The sequence below is a fragment of the Nocardioides mesophilus genome (genome assembly GCF_014395785.1).
Lineage (GTDB): Bacteria > Actinomycetota > Actinomycetes > Propionibacteriales > Nocardioidaceae > Nocardioides_B > Nocardioides_B mesophilus.
The window spans coordinates 1,592,924-1,609,727 of sequence record NZ_CP060713.1 but is presented as its reverse complement, the minus strand read 5'-3'; the positions used below and the strand labels follow the sequence as shown (position 1 = coordinate 1,609,727).

Annotated in this window: 14 protein-coding genes and 1 pseudogene; 11 read left to right on the top strand and 4 right to left on the bottom strand. The window is 70.9% G+C overall.

Features of this window, described 5'->3' with window-relative positions; genetic code table 11:
- Positions 1 to 43 precede the first annotated feature (43 nt).
- The 3 genes from H9L09_RS07650 to H9L09_RS07640 all read right to left on the bottom strand — a co-directional run bounded on the left by H9L09_RS07650 (position 44) and on the right by H9L09_RS07640 (position 3,496).
- Complete coding sequence (locus H9L09_RS07650; protein WP_246456346.1) at positions 44 to 1,000, bottom strand: carbohydrate ABC transporter permease; 957 nt, start codon at positions 998 to 1,000, stop codon at positions 44 to 46.
- Positions 997 to 1,959, bottom strand: coding sequence for a carbohydrate ABC transporter permease (locus H9L09_RS07645; RefSeq protein WP_187580053.1), 963 nt, complete (start codon positions 1,957 to 1,959; stop codon positions 997 to 999). The genes H9L09_RS07650 and H9L09_RS07645 overlap by 4 nt, the downstream gene beginning before the upstream one ends.
- A 139-nt stretch (positions 1,960 to 2,098) precedes the next feature.
- Positions 2,099 to 3,496 carry an ABC transporter substrate-binding protein gene (locus tag H9L09_RS07640; protein WP_187580052.1) on the bottom strand — a complete coding sequence of 466 codons (1,398 nt, stop codon included), beginning with the start codon at positions 3,494 to 3,496 and terminating at the stop codon, positions 2,099 to 2,101.
- 334 nt (positions 3,497 to 3,830) lie between these two features.
- Here H9L09_RS07640 and H9L09_RS07635 point away from each other — a divergent pair.
- The 8 genes and pseudogenes from H9L09_RS07635 to H9L09_RS07600 all read left to right on the top strand — a co-directional run bounded on the left by H9L09_RS07635 (position 3,831) and on the right by H9L09_RS07600 (position 14,192).
- Positions 3,831 to 4,917: pseudogene (locus H9L09_RS07635) on the top strand (ABC transporter ATP-binding protein).
- 223 nt (positions 4,918 to 5,140) lie between these two features.
- On the top strand, positions 5,141 to 5,644 hold the full coding sequence (locus tag H9L09_RS07630; protein ID WP_187580051.1) for a hypothetical protein: 504 nt from the start codon (positions 5,141 to 5,143) through the stop codon (positions 5,642 to 5,644).
- A 189-nt stretch (positions 5,645 to 5,833) separates the two neighbouring features.
- A complete protein-coding gene (gene dnaK, locus H9L09_RS07625; RefSeq protein ID WP_187580050.1) occupies positions 5,834 to 7,687 on the top strand; it encodes a molecular chaperone DnaK in 1,854 nt (617 codons plus the stop codon).
- The gene (gene grpE / locus H9L09_RS07620) at positions 7,684 to 8,340 is read left to right on the top strand and encodes a nucleotide exchange factor GrpE (protein WP_187580049.1); all 657 of its coding nucleotides are present in this window, start codon (positions 7,684 to 7,686) and stop codon (positions 8,338 to 8,340) included. The genes dnaK and grpE overlap by 4 nt, the downstream gene beginning before the upstream one ends.
- A gap of 76 nt (positions 8,341 to 8,416) precedes the next feature.
- Positions 8,417 to 9,601 carry a molecular chaperone DnaJ gene (dnaJ, locus tag H9L09_RS07615; protein ID WP_187580048.1) on the top strand — a complete coding sequence of 395 codons (1,185 nt, stop codon included), beginning with the start codon at positions 8,417 to 8,419 and terminating at the stop codon, positions 9,599 to 9,601.
- Positions 9,598 to 10,029: a heat shock protein transcriptional repressor HspR gene (locus H9L09_RS07610; RefSeq protein WP_187580047.1), complete on the top strand. Its 432-nt coding sequence runs from the start codon at positions 9,598 to 9,600 to the stop codon at positions 10,027 to 10,029. The genes dnaJ and H9L09_RS07610 overlap by 4 nt, the downstream gene beginning before the upstream one ends.
- 145 nt (positions 10,030 to 10,174) lie before the next feature.
- Complete coding sequence (gene clpB, locus H9L09_RS07605) at positions 10,175 to 12,772, top strand: ATP-dependent chaperone ClpB (protein ID WP_187580046.1); 2,598 nt, start codon at positions 10,175 to 10,177, stop codon at positions 12,770 to 12,772.
- A gap of 55 nt (positions 12,773 to 12,827) precedes the next feature.
- Complete coding sequence (locus tag H9L09_RS07600; protein WP_187580045.1) at positions 12,828 to 14,192, top strand: hypothetical protein; 1,365 nt, start codon at positions 12,828 to 12,830, stop codon at positions 14,190 to 14,192.
- 60 nt (positions 14,193 to 14,252) lie between these two features.
- On the opposite strand, the gene H9L09_RS07595 is transcribed toward H9L09_RS07600, so the two are convergent.
- Positions 14,253 to 14,756 carry an ArsI/CadI family heavy metal resistance metalloenzyme gene (locus H9L09_RS07595; RefSeq protein WP_187580044.1) on the bottom strand — a complete coding sequence of 168 codons (504 nt, stop codon included), beginning with the start codon at positions 14,754 to 14,756 and terminating at the stop codon, positions 14,253 to 14,255.
- 98 nt (positions 14,757 to 14,854) lie between these two features.
- On the opposite strand from H9L09_RS07595, the gene H9L09_RS07590 reads away from it, so the two are divergent.
- From H9L09_RS07590 to H9L09_RS07580, 3 genes are read left to right on the top strand one after another with little or no spacing between them, the layout of a single operon-like run.
- Positions 14,855 to 15,241: an ArsR/SmtB family transcription factor gene (locus H9L09_RS07590; RefSeq protein ID WP_246456345.1), complete on the top strand. Its 387-nt coding sequence runs from the start codon at positions 14,855 to 14,857 to the stop codon at positions 15,239 to 15,241.
- Positions 15,238 to 16,398, top strand: coding sequence for an ACR3 family arsenite efflux transporter (arsB, locus tag H9L09_RS07585; RefSeq protein ID WP_187580043.1), 1,161 nt, complete (start codon positions 15,238 to 15,240; stop codon positions 16,396 to 16,398). The genes H9L09_RS07590 and arsB overlap by 4 nt, the downstream gene beginning before the upstream one ends.
- Positions 16,395 to 16,799: an arsenate reductase ArsC gene (locus H9L09_RS07580; protein ID WP_187580042.1), complete on the top strand. Its 405-nt coding sequence runs from the start codon at positions 16,395 to 16,397 to the stop codon at positions 16,797 to 16,799. The genes arsB and H9L09_RS07580 overlap by 4 nt, the downstream gene beginning before the upstream one ends.
- The last annotated feature ends 5 nt before the right edge of the window (positions 16,800 to 16,804 follow it).

Genomic DNA, 16,804 nt, shown 5'->3' with positions numbered 1-16,804 from the left:
CTGGGTGCCCGCCCTCCCCACTCGGGGAGGGCGGGAACCGTCTCTAGCCCTTGACGCTACCGGCCAGCAGGCCGCGGACGAAGTACCGCTGCCCGGCGACGAAGACCACCAGCGGCACGATCAGTGAGACGAACGCACCGGCGGCGAGCAGGTGCCAGTCCTCGCCGCGGCTGCCGGACAGCTCCGCGAGACGCACCGTCAGCGGGGAGACGTCCAGGCTGCCGCCACCGAAGACCAGGGCCACCAGCAGGTCGTTCCAGACCCAGAGGAACTGGAAGATGGCGAACGCGGCGATCGCCGGGGTCATCAGCGGGAGCATGATCCGGGTGAAGATCTTGACGTGCCCGGCGCCGTCGACGCGGGCCGCCTCGATGAGCTCGGCCGGGATCTCCTTCATGAAGTTGTGAAGGAGGTAGATCGCCAGCGGCAGCGCGAAGATCGAGTGCGAGAGCCAGATCGTGTAGAAGCCGCCGCCGGGTGCATCGCCGCCGGCGAGCTGCGGGAGGCCGAACGGCGGGTCGACGTACAGCTTCAGCAGCGGGATCATCGTCACCTGGATGGGGACGATCTGCAGCGCGAACACCGCCACGAACAGGGTGTCGCGGCCCGGGAAGCGCATCCAGGCGAAGGCGTAGGCGGCCATGGTCGCGAGCGTGATCGGGATGATCACCCCCGGGATCGTGATGACGGCGGTGTTGACGAAGTACGTGCCCAGGTTGACGTTGCCGCCCTGGAGCACCGCGTCGTAGTTCTCGAGGGTGAACTCGGGGTTGGTGAACCAGGTCCACCAGCCCGAGGACTGCACCGATGCCTGCGGCCGGAACGAGGAGATCAGCAGACCGAGGGTCGGGACGGTCCAGACCACGGCGATGATGATGGCCGCGAACGAGGCCCACGGGGAGGACAGCCGCTGGTGGGCCTCCTCCGCCGCCTCGGCGGCCCGCCGCCGCGTCTTGCCGTCGACGTTGGTGGTCGGCATCTGGGGGGTGGTGGTGGTCATTGTGCCTCCAGCCGGCGCATCTGACGGATGTTGTAGATCACGATCGGCAGCACGAGGACGAAGAGCAGCACTGCGAGGGCGGCGCCGAGCCCGTTGTTGAACGAGCGGAAGCTCTGCACGTAGAACTCGTAGGCCAGCACGCTGGTCTTGAAGTTGCCGCCGGTCGCGGTCCGGACGATGTCGAAGACCTTCAGCGTGGTGATGCTGATCGCGGTGAGGACCACGATCAGTGACGGCCTGATGCTCGGAACGGTGATGTAGCGGAACATCCGGACTCCGCTGACGCCGTCGAGCTTCGCGGCCTCGACGATGTCGTCGGGGATCGCCTTGATGGAGGCCGACAGGATCGTCATCGCGAAGCCGGCCTGCACCCAGATCAGGATGACCACCAAGAAGATGGTGTTCCACGGGTCGGTGAGCAGGAACCGGTAGGTGTCGAAGCCCAACGACTTCAGGATCTGGTTCGCGAGGCCGATCTGGTCGTTCTCGGTGGAGCGGTAGTCGTAGACGAACTTCCAGATCAGCGAGGCGCCCACCAGGGAGATCGCCATCGGCAGGAAGATCAGCGCCTTGGCGAACTTCTCGAACCGGCTGCGGTCGATCAGGATCGCGTAGACGAGACCGATGAAGGTGGCGAGGATCGGGGTGAGGATCACCCACAGCGCCGTGTTGCGCAGCACGGTGAGCTGGTCACCGTTGGTGAAGATGGTCTGGTAGTTCTCGAATCCCACGAACCCGGTCGAGGCTGCATTGCGGAAGGACTCGTACATGGTGCGGACGGCCGGGTAGAGCAGGCCGATCCCGATCATGAGGACCGCGGGCAGCAAGAACGCCACGGTCTGCAGGGACTCGCCCCGTTTGGACTTCAGCCGGTCGGCAATGACCAGGACCACGGCCATCACCCCGACGAACAATGCGATCACGATGACCAGCTGGACGAGCTTCTCGCCTGTCGACATCCAGGTGCCTCCTGATAGGACAACGGAGCGGGTGCGCCGAGGGTGGCCACCGGGGGGTGGCCGAGGGCGGGGCGCGTACGGCGTACCGGCCCGGCCCGGGACGCGGCCGGACCCCGTGGGGCCCGGCCGCGTCGTGAGGTCAGCTGCTAGGCCAGCTGCTCTCGATGCCGTCGAGCGTGTCCTGCGTGCTCTGACCGGTGATCCACGCGGTCATCTCCTTCCAGAAGGAGCCGGCGCCCACGGCGCCGGGCATCTGGTCCGAACCGTCGAAGCGGAACACCGCGTCGGGGTCCTGGAGCGTCTCGGCCGAGAGGCGGTCGATCGGGCTGGCCAGGTTGTCGACCTCGAGCCCCTTGTTGGCGCTCACCCAGCCGCCGGCCGGCGTGGCCTTGGCCTTCTCGTTGGCCCAGACGTCGCTGGAGAGGTAGACCTGCAGAGCCTGGGTTGCCGGCTCGTCGTTGAAGGCCGCGACGAACTCACCGCCACCGAGGACCGGGTTGCCGAACTCCTCGCTCATCGGCGGCAGGTAGAAGGCGAACACGTCGCCGTCCTCGGCGACCTTGGTGCCCTCCGGCCAGTTGGCCGCGTAGAAGCTCGCCTGGCGGTGCATCGCGCACTCGTCCTTCAGGATCGGCAGACCGGCGTCCTGGAAGGTGGTCGTGGCGATCGACTTCACGTCGCCGAGGCCGCCGTTGACGTAGTCGTCGTTCTTGAGGATGGCACCGACCTTGTCGAGCGAGTCGACGATCTTGGGGTCGTTGAACGGGATCTCGTGGTTGACCCACTGGTCGTAGACGTCCGGGCCGGCGGCACGGAGGACGACGTCCTCCAGCCAGTCGGTGGCCGGCCAGCCGGTGGCCTCGCCCGAGCCGATGCCCGCGCACCAGGGCTTCATCTTGCCCTCTTGGACGATCTTGTCCGACAGGGCGATCATCTCGTCCCAGGTCTTCGGGATCTCCCAGCCGTTGTCCTTGAAGGTCTGCGGGGAGTACCAGACGAACGACTTCACGTTGGCGCCCAGCGGGGCGGCGTAGAACGTGCCGTCGACGGTGCCGTAGGACTTCCAGTCCTCGCCGAAGAAGTCGTCGACGTTCTTCGCGACGGCGTCCGGCGGGGCGACGACCTTGCCGGTGTCGGTGACCAGGGTGTTGAGCAGGCCCGGCTGCGGGACGTAGGCGATGTCCGGCGGGTTGCCGCTGCGGACCCGGACGACGAGCTGCGCCTCGAACTCGGCGGAGCCCTCGTAGTTGACCTTGGCTCCGGTGCACTCGGTGAAGAGCTTGTAGGAGTCCTCGTGCGCCTGCTGCTCGGGCGGCAGGATCGAGGTGTAGACGTTGACCTCCTTGCCGGTGAGGTCACCGAACCCGGTCAGCTGCTCGCACTCGGCCTTGCCCTCGCCGGGCGACGTGCCACCGGCGGTGTTGGTCTTGCCGGTGGCCTCGCTCGAGTCGTCGCCACCGCAGGCGGCGAGCGTCAGGCCGGCACTCAGCAGGATGGCGACGGACGCCACACCCCGGCGTGCCTTGGGTGATCGCATATGCATGTGCTCCTCTTCTTGCCGTGGACGCCGGACCGGGCTGCGGTCAGAACGCACCCCCCGTCCCGGTTGTTACCTGATGTAAACGTTTACGCAATCCGGGGTCAACAATCGCGGTGGTCACGGTTCCGTAACGACGAAGAGCCGCGAGGGGCGCGCCGACGGAGGGGTCACGACCCCGTCACGATTGGCGGCCCGCCCCGCTGCAGGGCGCGGGGACCGCCGCGCCGCGCGTTTACAGATGTGACGCGGGGCACTACGGTCGGGAGACCTGTCTACTCCATTTACACGGATCGTCCGGCACGTTCCTGCCGGTGAAGGGAGTCACCTCACCATGGCCACTGTCACCTTCGACAACGCCACCCGTCTCTACCCCGGAGCCGAGCGCCCCGCGGTGGACAAGCTCAACATCGAGATCGGCGACGGGGAGTTCCTCGTCCTGGTCGGCCCCTCCGGCTGCGGCAAGTCCACCTCGCTGCGCATGCTCGCCGGGCTCGAGGACGTCAACGAGGGTGCCATCCGGATCGGTGACCGCGACGTCACCAACCTGGCGCCCAAGGACCGCGACATCGCGATGGTCTTCCAGAACTACGCGCTCTACCCGCACATGACCGTCGCGGACAACATGGGCTTCGCGCTGAAGATCGCCGGTGAGTCCAAGGACAAGATCGCCGAGCGGGTCCGCGAGGCCGCGAAGATCCTCGACCTCGAGGAGTACCTCGAGCGCAAGCCGAAGGCGCTCTCCGGCGGTCAGCGCCAGCGGGTCGCGATGGGCCGGGCGATCGTCCGCTCGCCCCAGGTCTTCCTCATGGACGAGCCGCTGTCGAACCTCGACGCGAAGCTCCGGGTGCAGACGCGCAGCCAGATCGCGGCCCTGCAGCGTCGGCTCGGGGTCACCACCGTCTACGTGACCCACGACCAGGTCGAGGCCATGACGATGGGCGACCGGGTCGCCGTCCTCAAGGACGGGATCCTCCAGCAGGTCGACTCCCCCGCAACATGTACGACAACCCGCACAACGTCTTCGTGGCCGGCTTCATCGGCTCGCCGGCGATGAACCTGTTCCAGGTCAGCGTCTCCGGCGGCAGCATGGAGTTCGGTGCGCTGCACCTGCCGATCCCGCGCGAGACGGCGGAGGAGGTCGGCAAGGCCGGGCAGAAGGTCACCGTGGGCGTCCGCCCGAGGACATGGAGCTCGTCGGGGACGGCGCCGGACTGCGGACGACGGTCAACCTGGTCGAGGAGCTGGGCGCGGACGCCTACGTCTTCGGCACCGCGGACCTCAACGGACAGGACCACGAGATCATCGCCCGCGTCGACGGGCGTCGCCCTCCGACCAAGGGCGAGACCGTGCACTTCGCGCCCAAGCAGGGTCACATCCACCTGTTCTCCACCGCGACCGGCGAGCGCCTGCCGGTCTGATCCACCCGTGGCGTCGTCGCGCTGACGCCCGTACGCCGTCGCCCCGCGACCGAGGTCCGCACCGGACCGAGGTCGCGGGGTGCTGTGGTCCCCGGGGCGGGCCTGGTGGAGGGGCACGTTTCGACGATGCGAGGTCGGTGCAGGATGATCGACCTATGGCACCCACCCCGAGGACACGCACTGGACCCGTCAGGTCCTGGTCGGTCTCGCCGCGCTCGTCGTGGTGTCGTTGCTGGTCGGGGGAGTCGTCGGCCTGGTGGCGCTCGGCGCCGCCAAGGTGAGCGGCGTCGGCGAGGGCGGGAGCCAGACCGCCTCCGCGCCGCCCAGCCTCTACATGCCGACCGCCGAGCCGACCACCACGCCGCAGGGGTTCCCGGACCCACCCGGCCGGTCTGCCCCGGAGCCGTCCGCGACGCCGTCCGCGACGCCGACGGAGAAGCCGACGAAGAAGCCCAAGCCGCAGATCAGCCTGCAGGCGTTCCCGCTCCAGGCGAGCAACGGGGAGCGGATCAACCTCACCGGCACCTACCCCGGTGGCGACGGGGTCTCGCTCCAGATCCAGCGGTTCGAGGACGGCGCCTGGGCGGTCTTCCCGGTCTCCGCGAACGTGAACGGCGGGGTGTTCGCCACCTACATCTACTCCGGGCGCAGCGGCGAGAACCGGTTCCGGGTCGTCGACCCCGGCTCCGGCAAGGCGTCGAACCCCGTGACCATCGCGATCAGCTGACCGCGGCCGGACAGGCCGGGGAGTGGGAACACGGCGGCCCCCGCGTGCGTTGTCGCCTGTGTGAGAAGTTGAGTTGAACCGGCTCAACTTGTTTGACACACTTGCGGAGCGGCCTGATCGCCGCCCCCGAACCGAGAACGCACACATCGCCCCGCGACCCCCGCGGGGGTCGCACTATGGAGGTCACACATGGCTCGCGCCGTCGGAATCGATCTGGGCACGACGAACTCCGTCGTCGCCGTCCTGGAGGGTGGAGAACCCACCGTCATCGCCAACGCGGAGGGTGCTCGTACGACGCCGTCCGTCGTCGCCTTCGCCAAGAACGGCGAGGTGCTCGTCGGAGAGGTCGCCAAGCGCCAGGCCGTGACCAACGTCGACCGCACCATCCGGTCGGTCAAGCGGCACATGGGCACCGACTGGAAGACCCAGATCGACGACAAGTCGTTCACCTCCCAGCAGATCTCCGCGTTCGTGCTGCAGAAGCTCAAGCGGGACGCCGAGGCCTACCTCGGCGAGACCGTGACCGACGCCGTCATCACGGTGCCGGCGTACTTCTCCGACGCCCAGCGGCAGGCCACCAAGGAGGCCGGCGAGATCGCCGGGCTGACGGTGAGCCGGATCGTCAACGAGCCGACCGCGGCGGCCCTCGCCTACGGCCTGGACAAGGAGACCGACCAGACCATCCTCGTCTTCGACCTCGGCGGCGGCACCTTCGACGTGTCGCTGCTCGAGATCGGTGACGGCGTCGTCGAGGTCAAGGCGACCTCCGGTGACAACCACCTCGGCGGTGACGACTGGGACAGCCGCCTCGTCGAGTGGATGGTCAAGAAGTTCAAGGACAACAACGGTGTCGACCTCGGTGCGGACAAGATCGCGCGACAGCGCCTCCAGGAGGCGGCCGAGAAGGCCAAGATCGAGCTGTCCTCCTCGAGCGAGACCACGATCCACCTGCCCTACATCACCCACTCGGAGTCCGGCCCGCTGCACTTCGAGGAGAAGGTCAGCCGCAGCGAGTTCCAGCGGATGACCCAGGACCTGCTCGACCGCACCAAGTCGCCGTTCAAGCAGGTCATCAAGGACGCGGGGATCGACGTCTCCAAGATCGACCACGTCATCCTGGTCGGCGGGTCCACCCGGATGCCGGCCGTGGCCGAGGTCGTCAAGGAGCTCACCAACGGCAAGGAGCCCAACAAGGGCGTCAACCCCGACGAGGTCGTCGCGGTGGGCGCCGCCCTCCAGGCCGGCGTGCTCAAGGGTGAGGTCAAGGACGTCCTGCTGCTCGACGTGACCCCGCTGAGCCTGGGCATCGAGACCAAGGGCGGCGTGATGACGCGGCTGATCGATCGCAACACCACGATCCCGACCAAGCGCTCCGAGGTCTTCACCACCGCCGACGACAACCAGCCGTCGGTGATGATCCAGGTCTACCAGGGCGAGCGCCAGATGGCGGCGCAGAACCAGCCCCTCGGCAACTTCGAGCTGACCGGCCTGCCGCCGGCCCCGCGCGGCGTCCCGCAGATCGAGGTCACCTTCGACATCGACGCCAACGGCATCGTGCACGTCTCCGCCAAGGACCGGGGCACCGGCCGCGAGCAGTCGATGACGATCACCGGTGGCTCGGCGCTGTCCAAGGACGACATCGACAAGATGGTCAAGGACGCCGAGCAGTACGCCGAGGAGGACCGGCTGCGCAAGGAGGCCGTGGAGACCCGCAACCAGGCCGACGGGGTCGTCTACTCCACCGAGAAGTTCCTCTCCGAGAACGGCGACAAGATCCCCGAGGACGTCCGGACCGAGGTCCAGGGCGACGTGGACGCGCTGAAGTCGGCGCTCGAGGGCGAGGACGTCTCGGCGATCTCGGCGGCACTGGACAAGCTCAACCAGTCCAGCCAGAAGATGGGGGCCGCGATGTACGCCGCCGGTGAGGCCGACGCGGCCGCCGCGGGCGGCACCTCCGGCACCGGTGACGCCGACGAGGACGTCGTCGACGCCGAGATCATCGACGAGGAGCCGGGCGACGCCGGCGAGGGTGGCACCAAGTGACCCACGACCACACCACGTCCACGTCCGACGCGACGACGCCGGCCGACCGCCCCGACGGGGCGGCGGCCGACGCCGCGGCGGCGACCCGGGAGCCGCAGGAGGCTGCGGCCCCCGGGGCCGCCGGGTACGCCGAGGAGGAGCTGGCCGGTCACGCCGGGTCGCCGGACAGCCCGGGAGACGTCGCCGAGGAGTCCTCGACCGACCTGCTGGCCGACCTGGCCGGCGCCCAGTCCCGGGTCGCGGCACTGACCGAGGACCTGCAGCGTCTGCAGGCGGAGTACGTCAACTACAAGCGCCGGGTCGACCGCGACCGCGAGCTGGTGCTGGAGAACGCCCGCTTCTCGGTGCTCGCGGCGCTGCTGCCGGTCCTCGACGACGTCGACCGGGCGCGCGAGCACGGCGAGCTCGAGGGCGGCTTCAAGGCGGTGGCGGAGTCGCTGGAGCGGATCGTCGCGGCCCAGGGGCTGACCAAGTTCGGCGCCCCCGGGGACGAGTTCGACCCGCGGTTCCACGAGGCACTGATGCACGCGCACTCGGCCGAGGTCACCACCACGACCTGCCGCGACGTCGTCTCGGCCGGCTACCAGATCGGCGAGCGGGTCGTCCGCCCTGCGCGGGTCACCGTCGTCGACCCCGAGCCGGCCGGCGACTGATCACGACCGGGCCGTGCCCGCCCCGCCGCCACCGGCGGGGTGAGCACGGCCACCGACACCCACGGGAGGAGGGCACATGACGAGCTCGGACTGGGCCACCAAGGACTTCTACAAGGTCCTCGGTGTCAGCAAGGACGCGTCGGCCGACGACATCAAGAAGGCCTACCGCAAGCTCGCTCGTGCCAACCACCCGGACTCGCACCCGGGCGACAAGGCCGCCGAGGACCGGTTCAAGGCGGTCGCCGAGGCCTACGACGTCATCGGGGACACCGAGAAGCGCAAGAAGTACGACGAGATGCGCGACGCCTTCGCCGGCGGGTTCGGTCCCTTCGGGGCACCGGGCCGCGGCGGGACGACGGGCGGCACCACGTTCGACGTCAACGACCTGTTCGGCGCCGGCACCTCGGGAGGCGGCTTCGGCGACCTGTTCGGCACCATGTTCGGCGGTGGCGGCGGAGCCCGCACCACGAGGACCGCGACCCCCCGCCGCGGTGCCGACCTGGAGGCCGAGGCCACGATCGGCTTCGTCGACTCCATCGACGGGGTGACCGTCTCGCTGCGGCTCTCCTCCGACGCCCCCTGCCCGGACTGCTCCGGCACCGGCGCCCGGTCGGGCACGATGCCGCGGGTCTGCCCCGACTGCGAGGGCGTCGGCATGCGGGCAGCCTCGGTCGGTGGCGCGTTCACCATGAACGAGACCTGCCGCACCTGCGGTGGTCGCGGGCTCGTGGTGGACGACCCGTGCCCCACCTGCCACGGCTCCGGGCGCGGACTGTCGAACCGGACCGTCTCGGCGCGGATCCCCGCCGGCGTGAAGGACGGCCAGCGGATCCGGCTCCGCGGCAAGGGCGCCAGCGGCGAGCGCGGCGGCCCGGCCGGGGACCTGATCGTCACCGTGCACGTCAGCCCGCACCGGCTGTTCAAGCGCAAGGGCGACAACCTCACCCTGACCGTGCCGATCGCCTTCCACGAGGCGGCCCTCGGAGCCGAGGTCAAGGTCCCGACGCTGGGTGAGGCTCCGGTGACGGTGCGGATCCCGCCGGGGACACCGAGCGGGCGCACCTTCCGGGTGCGCGGCAAGGGCGTGCCCGGCAAGGACGCGCGCGGAGTCCAGCGCACCGGTGACCTGCTGGTCACCGTCGAGGTGCAGGTGCCCGCGGCGCTGTCGCCGGAGGCGCGGGCGGCGGTGGAGGCCTACCGTGACACCGTCGGCGCCGGCGACCTGCGGGCCAACCTGTTCGCGGAGGGAGCGGGCCGATGAGCCGGCAGCGGCCGGGATTCGCGGCACAGCCGTCACCGGACACCCCCGTCTACGTGATCAGCGTGGCCGCCGAGCTCACCGGGCTGCACCCCCAGACGCTCCGCTCCTACGACCGGCTCGGGCTGGTCCGACCCGGCCGCACCGGCGGGGGCGGCCGACGCTACTCCTGGCGCGACATCGAGCTGCTCCGCGAGGTCGCGCAGCTCACCGCCGCCGGCATCGGGCTCGAGGGCGTCAAGCGGATCCTCGAGCTGGAGCACCAGGTCGACGCGTTGCGCCGCCGCGTCGTCGAGCTGGAGGAGGAGCTCGCCGGCAGCGAGCTCGCCCTCCGCGCCAACCTCCGGACCACCGGCGTCAAGAACCTGCCGGCGGTCCCGGTCTCCTCGGCCGGACAGTCCGTGACGGTCTGGCGCCGAGGCCGCTACTGACCCGCCCGACGCCGACCGCGCCGACCCCGCGGTCCCCGACCCGCACCGCCCGCACGACCCGCTCGACCAGCAGGACCAGACCTTCCGTCACCCGCACGACTAGCAGGACCAGCAGACCTTCCGTCACCCGCAGGGGGCACAGCACATGGACGCATCGAAGTTCACCACCCGGAGCCAGCAGGCCATCCAGGACGCCATCACCCGGGCCGCCACCTCCGGCCACGCCCAGGTCGAGGCGGTCCACCTGCTCGCCGCGCTGCTCGCGCAGCCCGAGTCGATCACCGGCCCGCTGCTCGAGGCCGCGGGCGTCGCCCCGGCACAGGTGGTGGCGGCCGTCGACGCCGAGCTGGGTCGCCTCCCCGCCGCCGCGGGCGCGACGGTGGGCGCACCGTCGTACTCCCGCGCGGCCCTGCAGGCGCTGACCACCGCCAACGACATCGCCGCGGAGATGAAGGACGACTACGTCTCCACCGAGCACCTGCTGATCGCGCTCGCCACCGTCGCGAGCCCGGCCGCCACGGTCCTGACCGAGCGTGGCGCCACCCCCGACGCGCTCCGCGGCGCCCTCACCGGGGTCCGCGGCTCGCAGCGGGTCACCAGCCAGGACCCCGAGGGCACCTACCAGGCGCTGGAGAAGTACGCCGTCGACCTGACCGCCGCCGCCCGCGAGGGCAAGCTGGACCCGGTCATCGGCCGCGACGCCGAGATCCGCCGGCTGGTGCAGGTGCTCTCCCGGCGCACCAAGAACAACCCGGTGCTCATCGGCGAGCCGGGCGTCGGCAAGACCGCCGTCGTCGAGGGGCTCGCCCAGCGGGTCGTCGACGGCGACGTGCCGGACTCGCTGAAGGGCCGCCGGGTGCTCTCGCTGGACCTCGCCGCGATGGTGGCCGGCGCGAAGTACCGCGGCGAGTTCGAGGAGCGGCTCAAGGCCGTCCTGCAGGAGATCAAGGACTCCGAGGGCCAGATCATCACCTTCATCGACGAGCTGCACACGGTCGTCGGGGCCGGCGCCGGCGGCGACTCCTCGATGGACGCCGGCAACATGCTCAAGCCGATGCTGGCCCGCGGCGAGCTGCGGATGATCGGCGCGACCACGCTCGACGAGTACCGCGAGCGGATCGAGAAGGACCCCGCGCTCGAGCGGCGCTTCCAGCAGGTCTTCGTCGGCGAGCCCTCGGTGGAGGACACCGTGGCGATCCTGCGCGGCCTGCAGGAGAAGTACGAAGCCCACCACGGCGTGAAGATCACCGACCAGGCGCTGGTGGCCGCCGCGATGCTCTCCGACCGCTACATCAGCGGACGGCAGCTGCCCGACAAGGCCATCGACCTCGTCGACGAGGCGGCGTCGCGGCTGCGGATGGAGATCGAGTCCTCACCGGTCGAGATCGACGAGCTGCGCCGGGCGGTGGACCGGATGCGGATGGAGCAGCTGGCCCTCGAGCGGGAGACCGACGAGGCCTCCAAGGACCGGCTGGGGAAGCTGCGGGCCGACCTCGCCGACCGCGAGGAGGAGCTGCGCGGGCTGGAGGCCCGGTGGGAGCTCGAGAAGGCCGCGCTGGAGGGCTCCGGCGAGCTGCGCAAGCAGATCGACCAGCTGCGCATCGAGGCCGACCGCTACCAGCGCGAGGGGGACCTGGCCCAGGCCAGCGAGATCCTCTACGGCCGGATCCCCGAGCTCGAGAAGCGGATCGGTGCCGCCGAGGACGCCGAGGTGATCGAGAACCCGATGGTCCGCGAGTCCGTGGGGCCCGAGGAGATCGCCGACGTGGTCGAGGCCTGGACCGGCATCCCCACCGGCCGGCTGCTCGAGGGGGAGACCGCCAAGCTGCTGCGCATGGAGGAGGTCCTCGGCGAGCGGCTGATCGGCCAGAAGGCGGCGGTCGCCGCGGTCTCCGACGCCGTACGCCGCTCCCGGGCCGGCATCTCCGACCCGAACCGACCGACCGGGTCGTTCCTGTTCCTCGGCCCGACCGGCGTCGGCAAGACCGAGCTGGCCAAGTCGCTCGCCGACTTCCTGTTCGAGGACGAGCGGGCGATCGTGCGCATCGACATGAGCGAGTACTCCGAGAAGCACAGCGTGGCGCGGCTGGTGGGCGCCCCGCCCGGCTACGTCGGCTACGAGGACGGCGGCCAGCTGACCGAGGCGGTCCGCCGGCGCCCGTACAGCGTGGTGCTCCTCGACGAGGTGGAGAAGGCGCACCCGGAGGTCTTCGACATCCTGCTGCAGGTGCTCGACGACGGCCGGCTGACCGACGGCCAGGGCCGCACCGTCGACTTCCGCAACGTGGTGCTGATCCTCACCTCGAACCTCGGCTCGATGTTCCTCGTCGACCCGACGATCGACGAGGAGAAGAAGCGCGACTCCGTGATGGCCGTGGTGCGGCAGTCGTTCAAGCCGGAGTTCCTGAACCGGCTCGACGAGATCGTCATGTTCGACTCGCTCAGCCCCGACGAGCTCACGCACATCGTGGACCTGCAGATCGCCGAGCTCGGCCGGCGCCTCGCCGCCCGCCGGATCACGGTCGAGGTCTCGGAGGCCGCCCACCGGTGGCTCGCGCTGACCGGCTACGACCCGGCGTACGGCGCCCGGCCGCTGCGCCGGCTGGTGCAGACCGCCATCGGCGACCAGCTCGCCCGGATGCTGCTCGCCGGGCAGGTGCTCGACGGCTCCACGGTCCGGGTGGACCTCGACGAGGCCGGCGACACCCTCCGGCTGACCCCGGTCGGGGCGACGTCGGGGTGACGCCGGGGTGACGTCGTGACCGGCACCGCCTGGTCGGCGTGGTGGAATGGGCCGCATGGCTGAGTCGAACCTTCCGCGTCCCCGCCAGGTCACGATGGCGGCGGGGATCGGCCTGGTGGCGAGCCTGCTGCTCGTCGTCTCGCTGTTCGACGCCCTCACCCGGCTCCGCTCGGTCGAGATGCGCGCCGCGATCGATGACTTCCTCGCCCGCGAGCCGGGCAGCGGCCTCGGCCTCGACGCCGACGCCGTGGCCTCGGTGCTGCGGGCACTGGTCTTCCTCGACGGGGCGCTCGCCGCGACCGCCGCGGTGCTGGCCGTCTACGTCTTCCAGCGCCACCGCGCCGCCCGGATCGGGTTCTCGGTCGCCGCCGGGCTGCTGCTGCTGACCTCGCCGGTCACCGGCGGTGCGCTCGCGCTGCTCGTGGCGTTCGCCGCCACGTTGCTGTGGGGTCGCCCCGCGCGGGACTGGTTCGCCGGCCGCGCCCCACAGCCGTTGGACGCCGCGACCGGGTCCCGGTCAGAGGACGGCGCTGCGGACGGGTCCGACCACGGTCGCCAGCCGTCCGCCGACGCCTGGCCGCCGCCCCGGCCGCCGGTGCCGGCCGACCAGTGGCCGCCGGTCCAGGCCCGGCCGGTGTCCCGGTCGGGGGAGGAGTCCTCGCCCGAGGTGCGGCAGCCGCCGCCGGCCGCCCAGCCCTTCGGTCAGCGGCCCGAGGAGCAGTCCGCGCCGGTGACGTCGCCGTCCGGCTGGCCGCCGCCGGGCGCCCGTCCGAGCCCCGCTGGTGCCACGTCGTCCGCACCGACCGCGACCGGCCGCCCGGGCAGCGTGGTCGCCGCCACCGTGCTGACCTTCGTCGCCGCCGGCCTGACCGCGCTCCTGTTCGCCGTGGTCGTGGCCGGGCTGGTGCTCGCCAAGGACACCGTCGTCGACGTCATCGAGCAGAACCCCGAAGTCGCCCGGATGGACCTGAACACCCAGGACGTGCTCGCCGCCCTGTGGGTGCTCAGCGCGCTGATCCTCTTCTGGTGCCTCGCCGCGATGGCGCTGGCCTTCCTGACCTTCCGCCGGGTCGGCTGGGCCCGTCTGCTGCTGGTGGTCTCCGCGGTCGCCTCCGGGCTGCTCGGGCTGGTCGCGTTCCCGGTCGGCCTGGTCGTCACCGCGCTCGCCGCCGCGACCGTCTGGCTGCTGCTCGGGCGGGCGTCGAACGCCTGGTTCGCCGGGGGCGGCACCTCCGGCCCGCCGTACCCTCCGCCGCCGGCCTCCCCGACCCCCGGACAGCAGCCGCAGCCGTACGGGCAGCAGCCGCAGCCGCCGTACGGGCAGCAGCCGCAGCCGCCGTACGGGCAGCAGCCGCCCGCGCCGGAGCAGCAGCCGCAGGGCGGTCCGCAGCGTCCGCAGGGCAAGCCGCCCGTCTGGTGAGCCGTCCCGGCTGACCCGACTGACCCGACTGACCCGGCCGGCACTGCGGGGTGTCGCCGCTCAGCAGCAGGCGGGCGCGGTGGGTGTGGACGTCGCCGTCGGACGCTCGCTCTCTGCCGTCGCGCTCGTGGTGCAGCAGGTCCCGTCGCCGCCGACCCCCGAGAGCTCCTGGGCGGTGAGGCCCTCGAGCTCGGGCTGCGCGTCCTGCAGGACGGTGTAGACCTCCCAGGGCTCCTCGCCCGGGCCGGTCACCCAGACCTTGTCCTGCACGGCGTAGCAGCAGGTGGTGCTCGCCTCAGTGCGCGTGATCAGGCCGGCCTCGGCAAGCCGGTGGGTGGCGGCGCCGACCAGGTCGGTGCTCTCGACCTCGACCCCGAGGTGGTCCATCCGGGTCTGCTCGCCGGCGGTCCCCTCGAGCAGCACCAGCTTCAGGGGCGGCTCGGTGATCGCGAAGTTGGCGTAGCCGGGGCGCCGCTTGGCAGGAGCGGTGTCGAAGAGCCGGGAGTAGAACCCGACGGCGGCCTCGAGGTCGGGGACCCGGAGGGCGAGCTGGACGCGTGACATGGCTGCTTCCTTTCTGGTCGCGGGATGGTCCCGCGAGACATCGATAGTCATCTATCTCTGAGATTGCCACGCATATAGATGAGTGTCAACATAGATATGTGTCGAACTCTCGTACGTCGCTGCCGCTGCTGACCGAGGACCCGCTCGCCTGCTGCACCCCGCTCTCACGGGAGCCGCTGAGCGAGGAGCAGGCCGCCCGGGTGGCCCCACTGCTCAAGGCGCTCGCCGACCCGGTGCGGCTGAGACTCATGTCGATGGTGCTCTCGCACGCCGGAGGTGAGGCCTGCGTGTGCGACCTGACGCCGGCCTTCGACCTGTCCCAGCCGACCATCAGCCACCATCTGAAGGTGCTGCACGAGGCCGGGCTGCTCGACCGGGAGAAGCGCGGCGTGTGGGTCTACTACCAGGCCCGTCCGGAGGCGATGGCAGCGATGTCGACCCTGTTCAACGCCCCCGGTGTCCCCGCCGCGGAGCAGCTGCGATGAGCGACACCGTCCACGAGTACGCCCACGCCAAGGAGGCGCCGGTCCTGCGGCGGCTCTCCACTCTGGACCGGTTCCTGCCGCTGTGGATCGGCGCTGCGATGCTGGCGGGTCTCGTGCTGGGCCGGCTGCTGCCGGGGCTCGACGACGCCCTCTCCGCGGTCGAGGTCGGCTCGATCTCGCTGCCGATCGCGCTCGGCCTGCTGGTGATGATGTACCCGGTGCTGGCCAAGGTCCGCTATGACGAGCTCGGCCACGTCACCGCCGACCGGCGGCTGCTGGTCAGCTCGGTGATCCTGAACTGGCTGGTCGGCCCGGCGCTGATGTTCGCGCTGGCCTGGCTGCTGCTGCCCGACCTGCCGGAGTACCGCACCGGGCTGATCATCGTCGGCCTGGCCCGCTGCATCGCGATGGTGCTGATCTGGAACGACCTGGCCTGCGGCGACCGGGAGGCGGCCGCGATCCTGGTGGCCCTCAACGCGGTCTTCCAGATCGTCGCCTTCGCCGCGCTGGGCTGGTTCTACCTCGAGCTGCTCCCCGGCTGGCTCGGCCTGGACGGCGCCGCGCTCGAGGTGTCGGTGGGCGAGATCGCGCTCAACGTGCTGGTCTTCCTGGGCGTTCCGCTGGTCGCGGGCTACCTCACCCGGACGATCGGGGAGCGTGCCCGTGGCCGTGAGTGGTACGAGACCCGGCTGCTGCCCCGCATCGGTCCGGCCGCCTTGTACGGCCTGCTGTTCACCGTGGTGATCCTGTTCGCCCTGCAGGGCGACACCATCACCAGCAGGCCCCTCGACGTCGCCCGGATCGCGCTCCCGCTGCTCGCCTACTTCGCCCTGATGTGGACGGGCTCCTTCGCCCTCGGGCACCGGCTGCGGATGAGCTACGAGCGGTCCACGACGCTGGCCTTCACCGCGGCCGGCAACAACTTCGAGCTCGCGATCGCCGTGGCGATCGGGGTGTTCGGCGTGACCAGCGGTCAGGCACTCGCCGGGGTCGTCGGCCCGCTGATCGAGGTGCCGGTCCTCGTCGGGCTGGTGTACGTCGCGCTCTGGGCCCGGCGCTTCTTCCCGCAGCAGGGGGTCCGGGTGACTCCCGGCCCACCTCCCCCCGTCGAGCGGGCGGGTTCCTCGCACCCCCGACCCGGAAGGACATCCCCGTGAGCACGGTCCCCGAGGTTCTCTTCGTCTGCGTGCACAACGCCGGCCGCTCCCAGATGGCCGCTGCCCTGCTCGAGCACCATGCGCAGGGGCGGGTGCACGTTCGCTCCGCCGGCTCCGAACCGTCCGACCGGGTGAACCCGGCGGTCGTCGAGGTGATGGCGGAGCTCGGCCTCGACGTCTCCCGCCGGTTCCCCACGAAGCTGGCGACCGAGGACGTCGCAGCCTCCGACGTGGTCATCACGATGGGCTGCGGCGACGCCTGCCCGATCTTCCCCGGCAAGCGCTACGAGGACTGGGTGCTGACCGATCCGGCCGGCAGGGGCGCCGCGGAGGTGCGGGAGATCCGCGACGACATCGACCGCCGGGTGCGGGCGCTGCTCGAGGAGCTGACGGGCGGCTGAGCCGC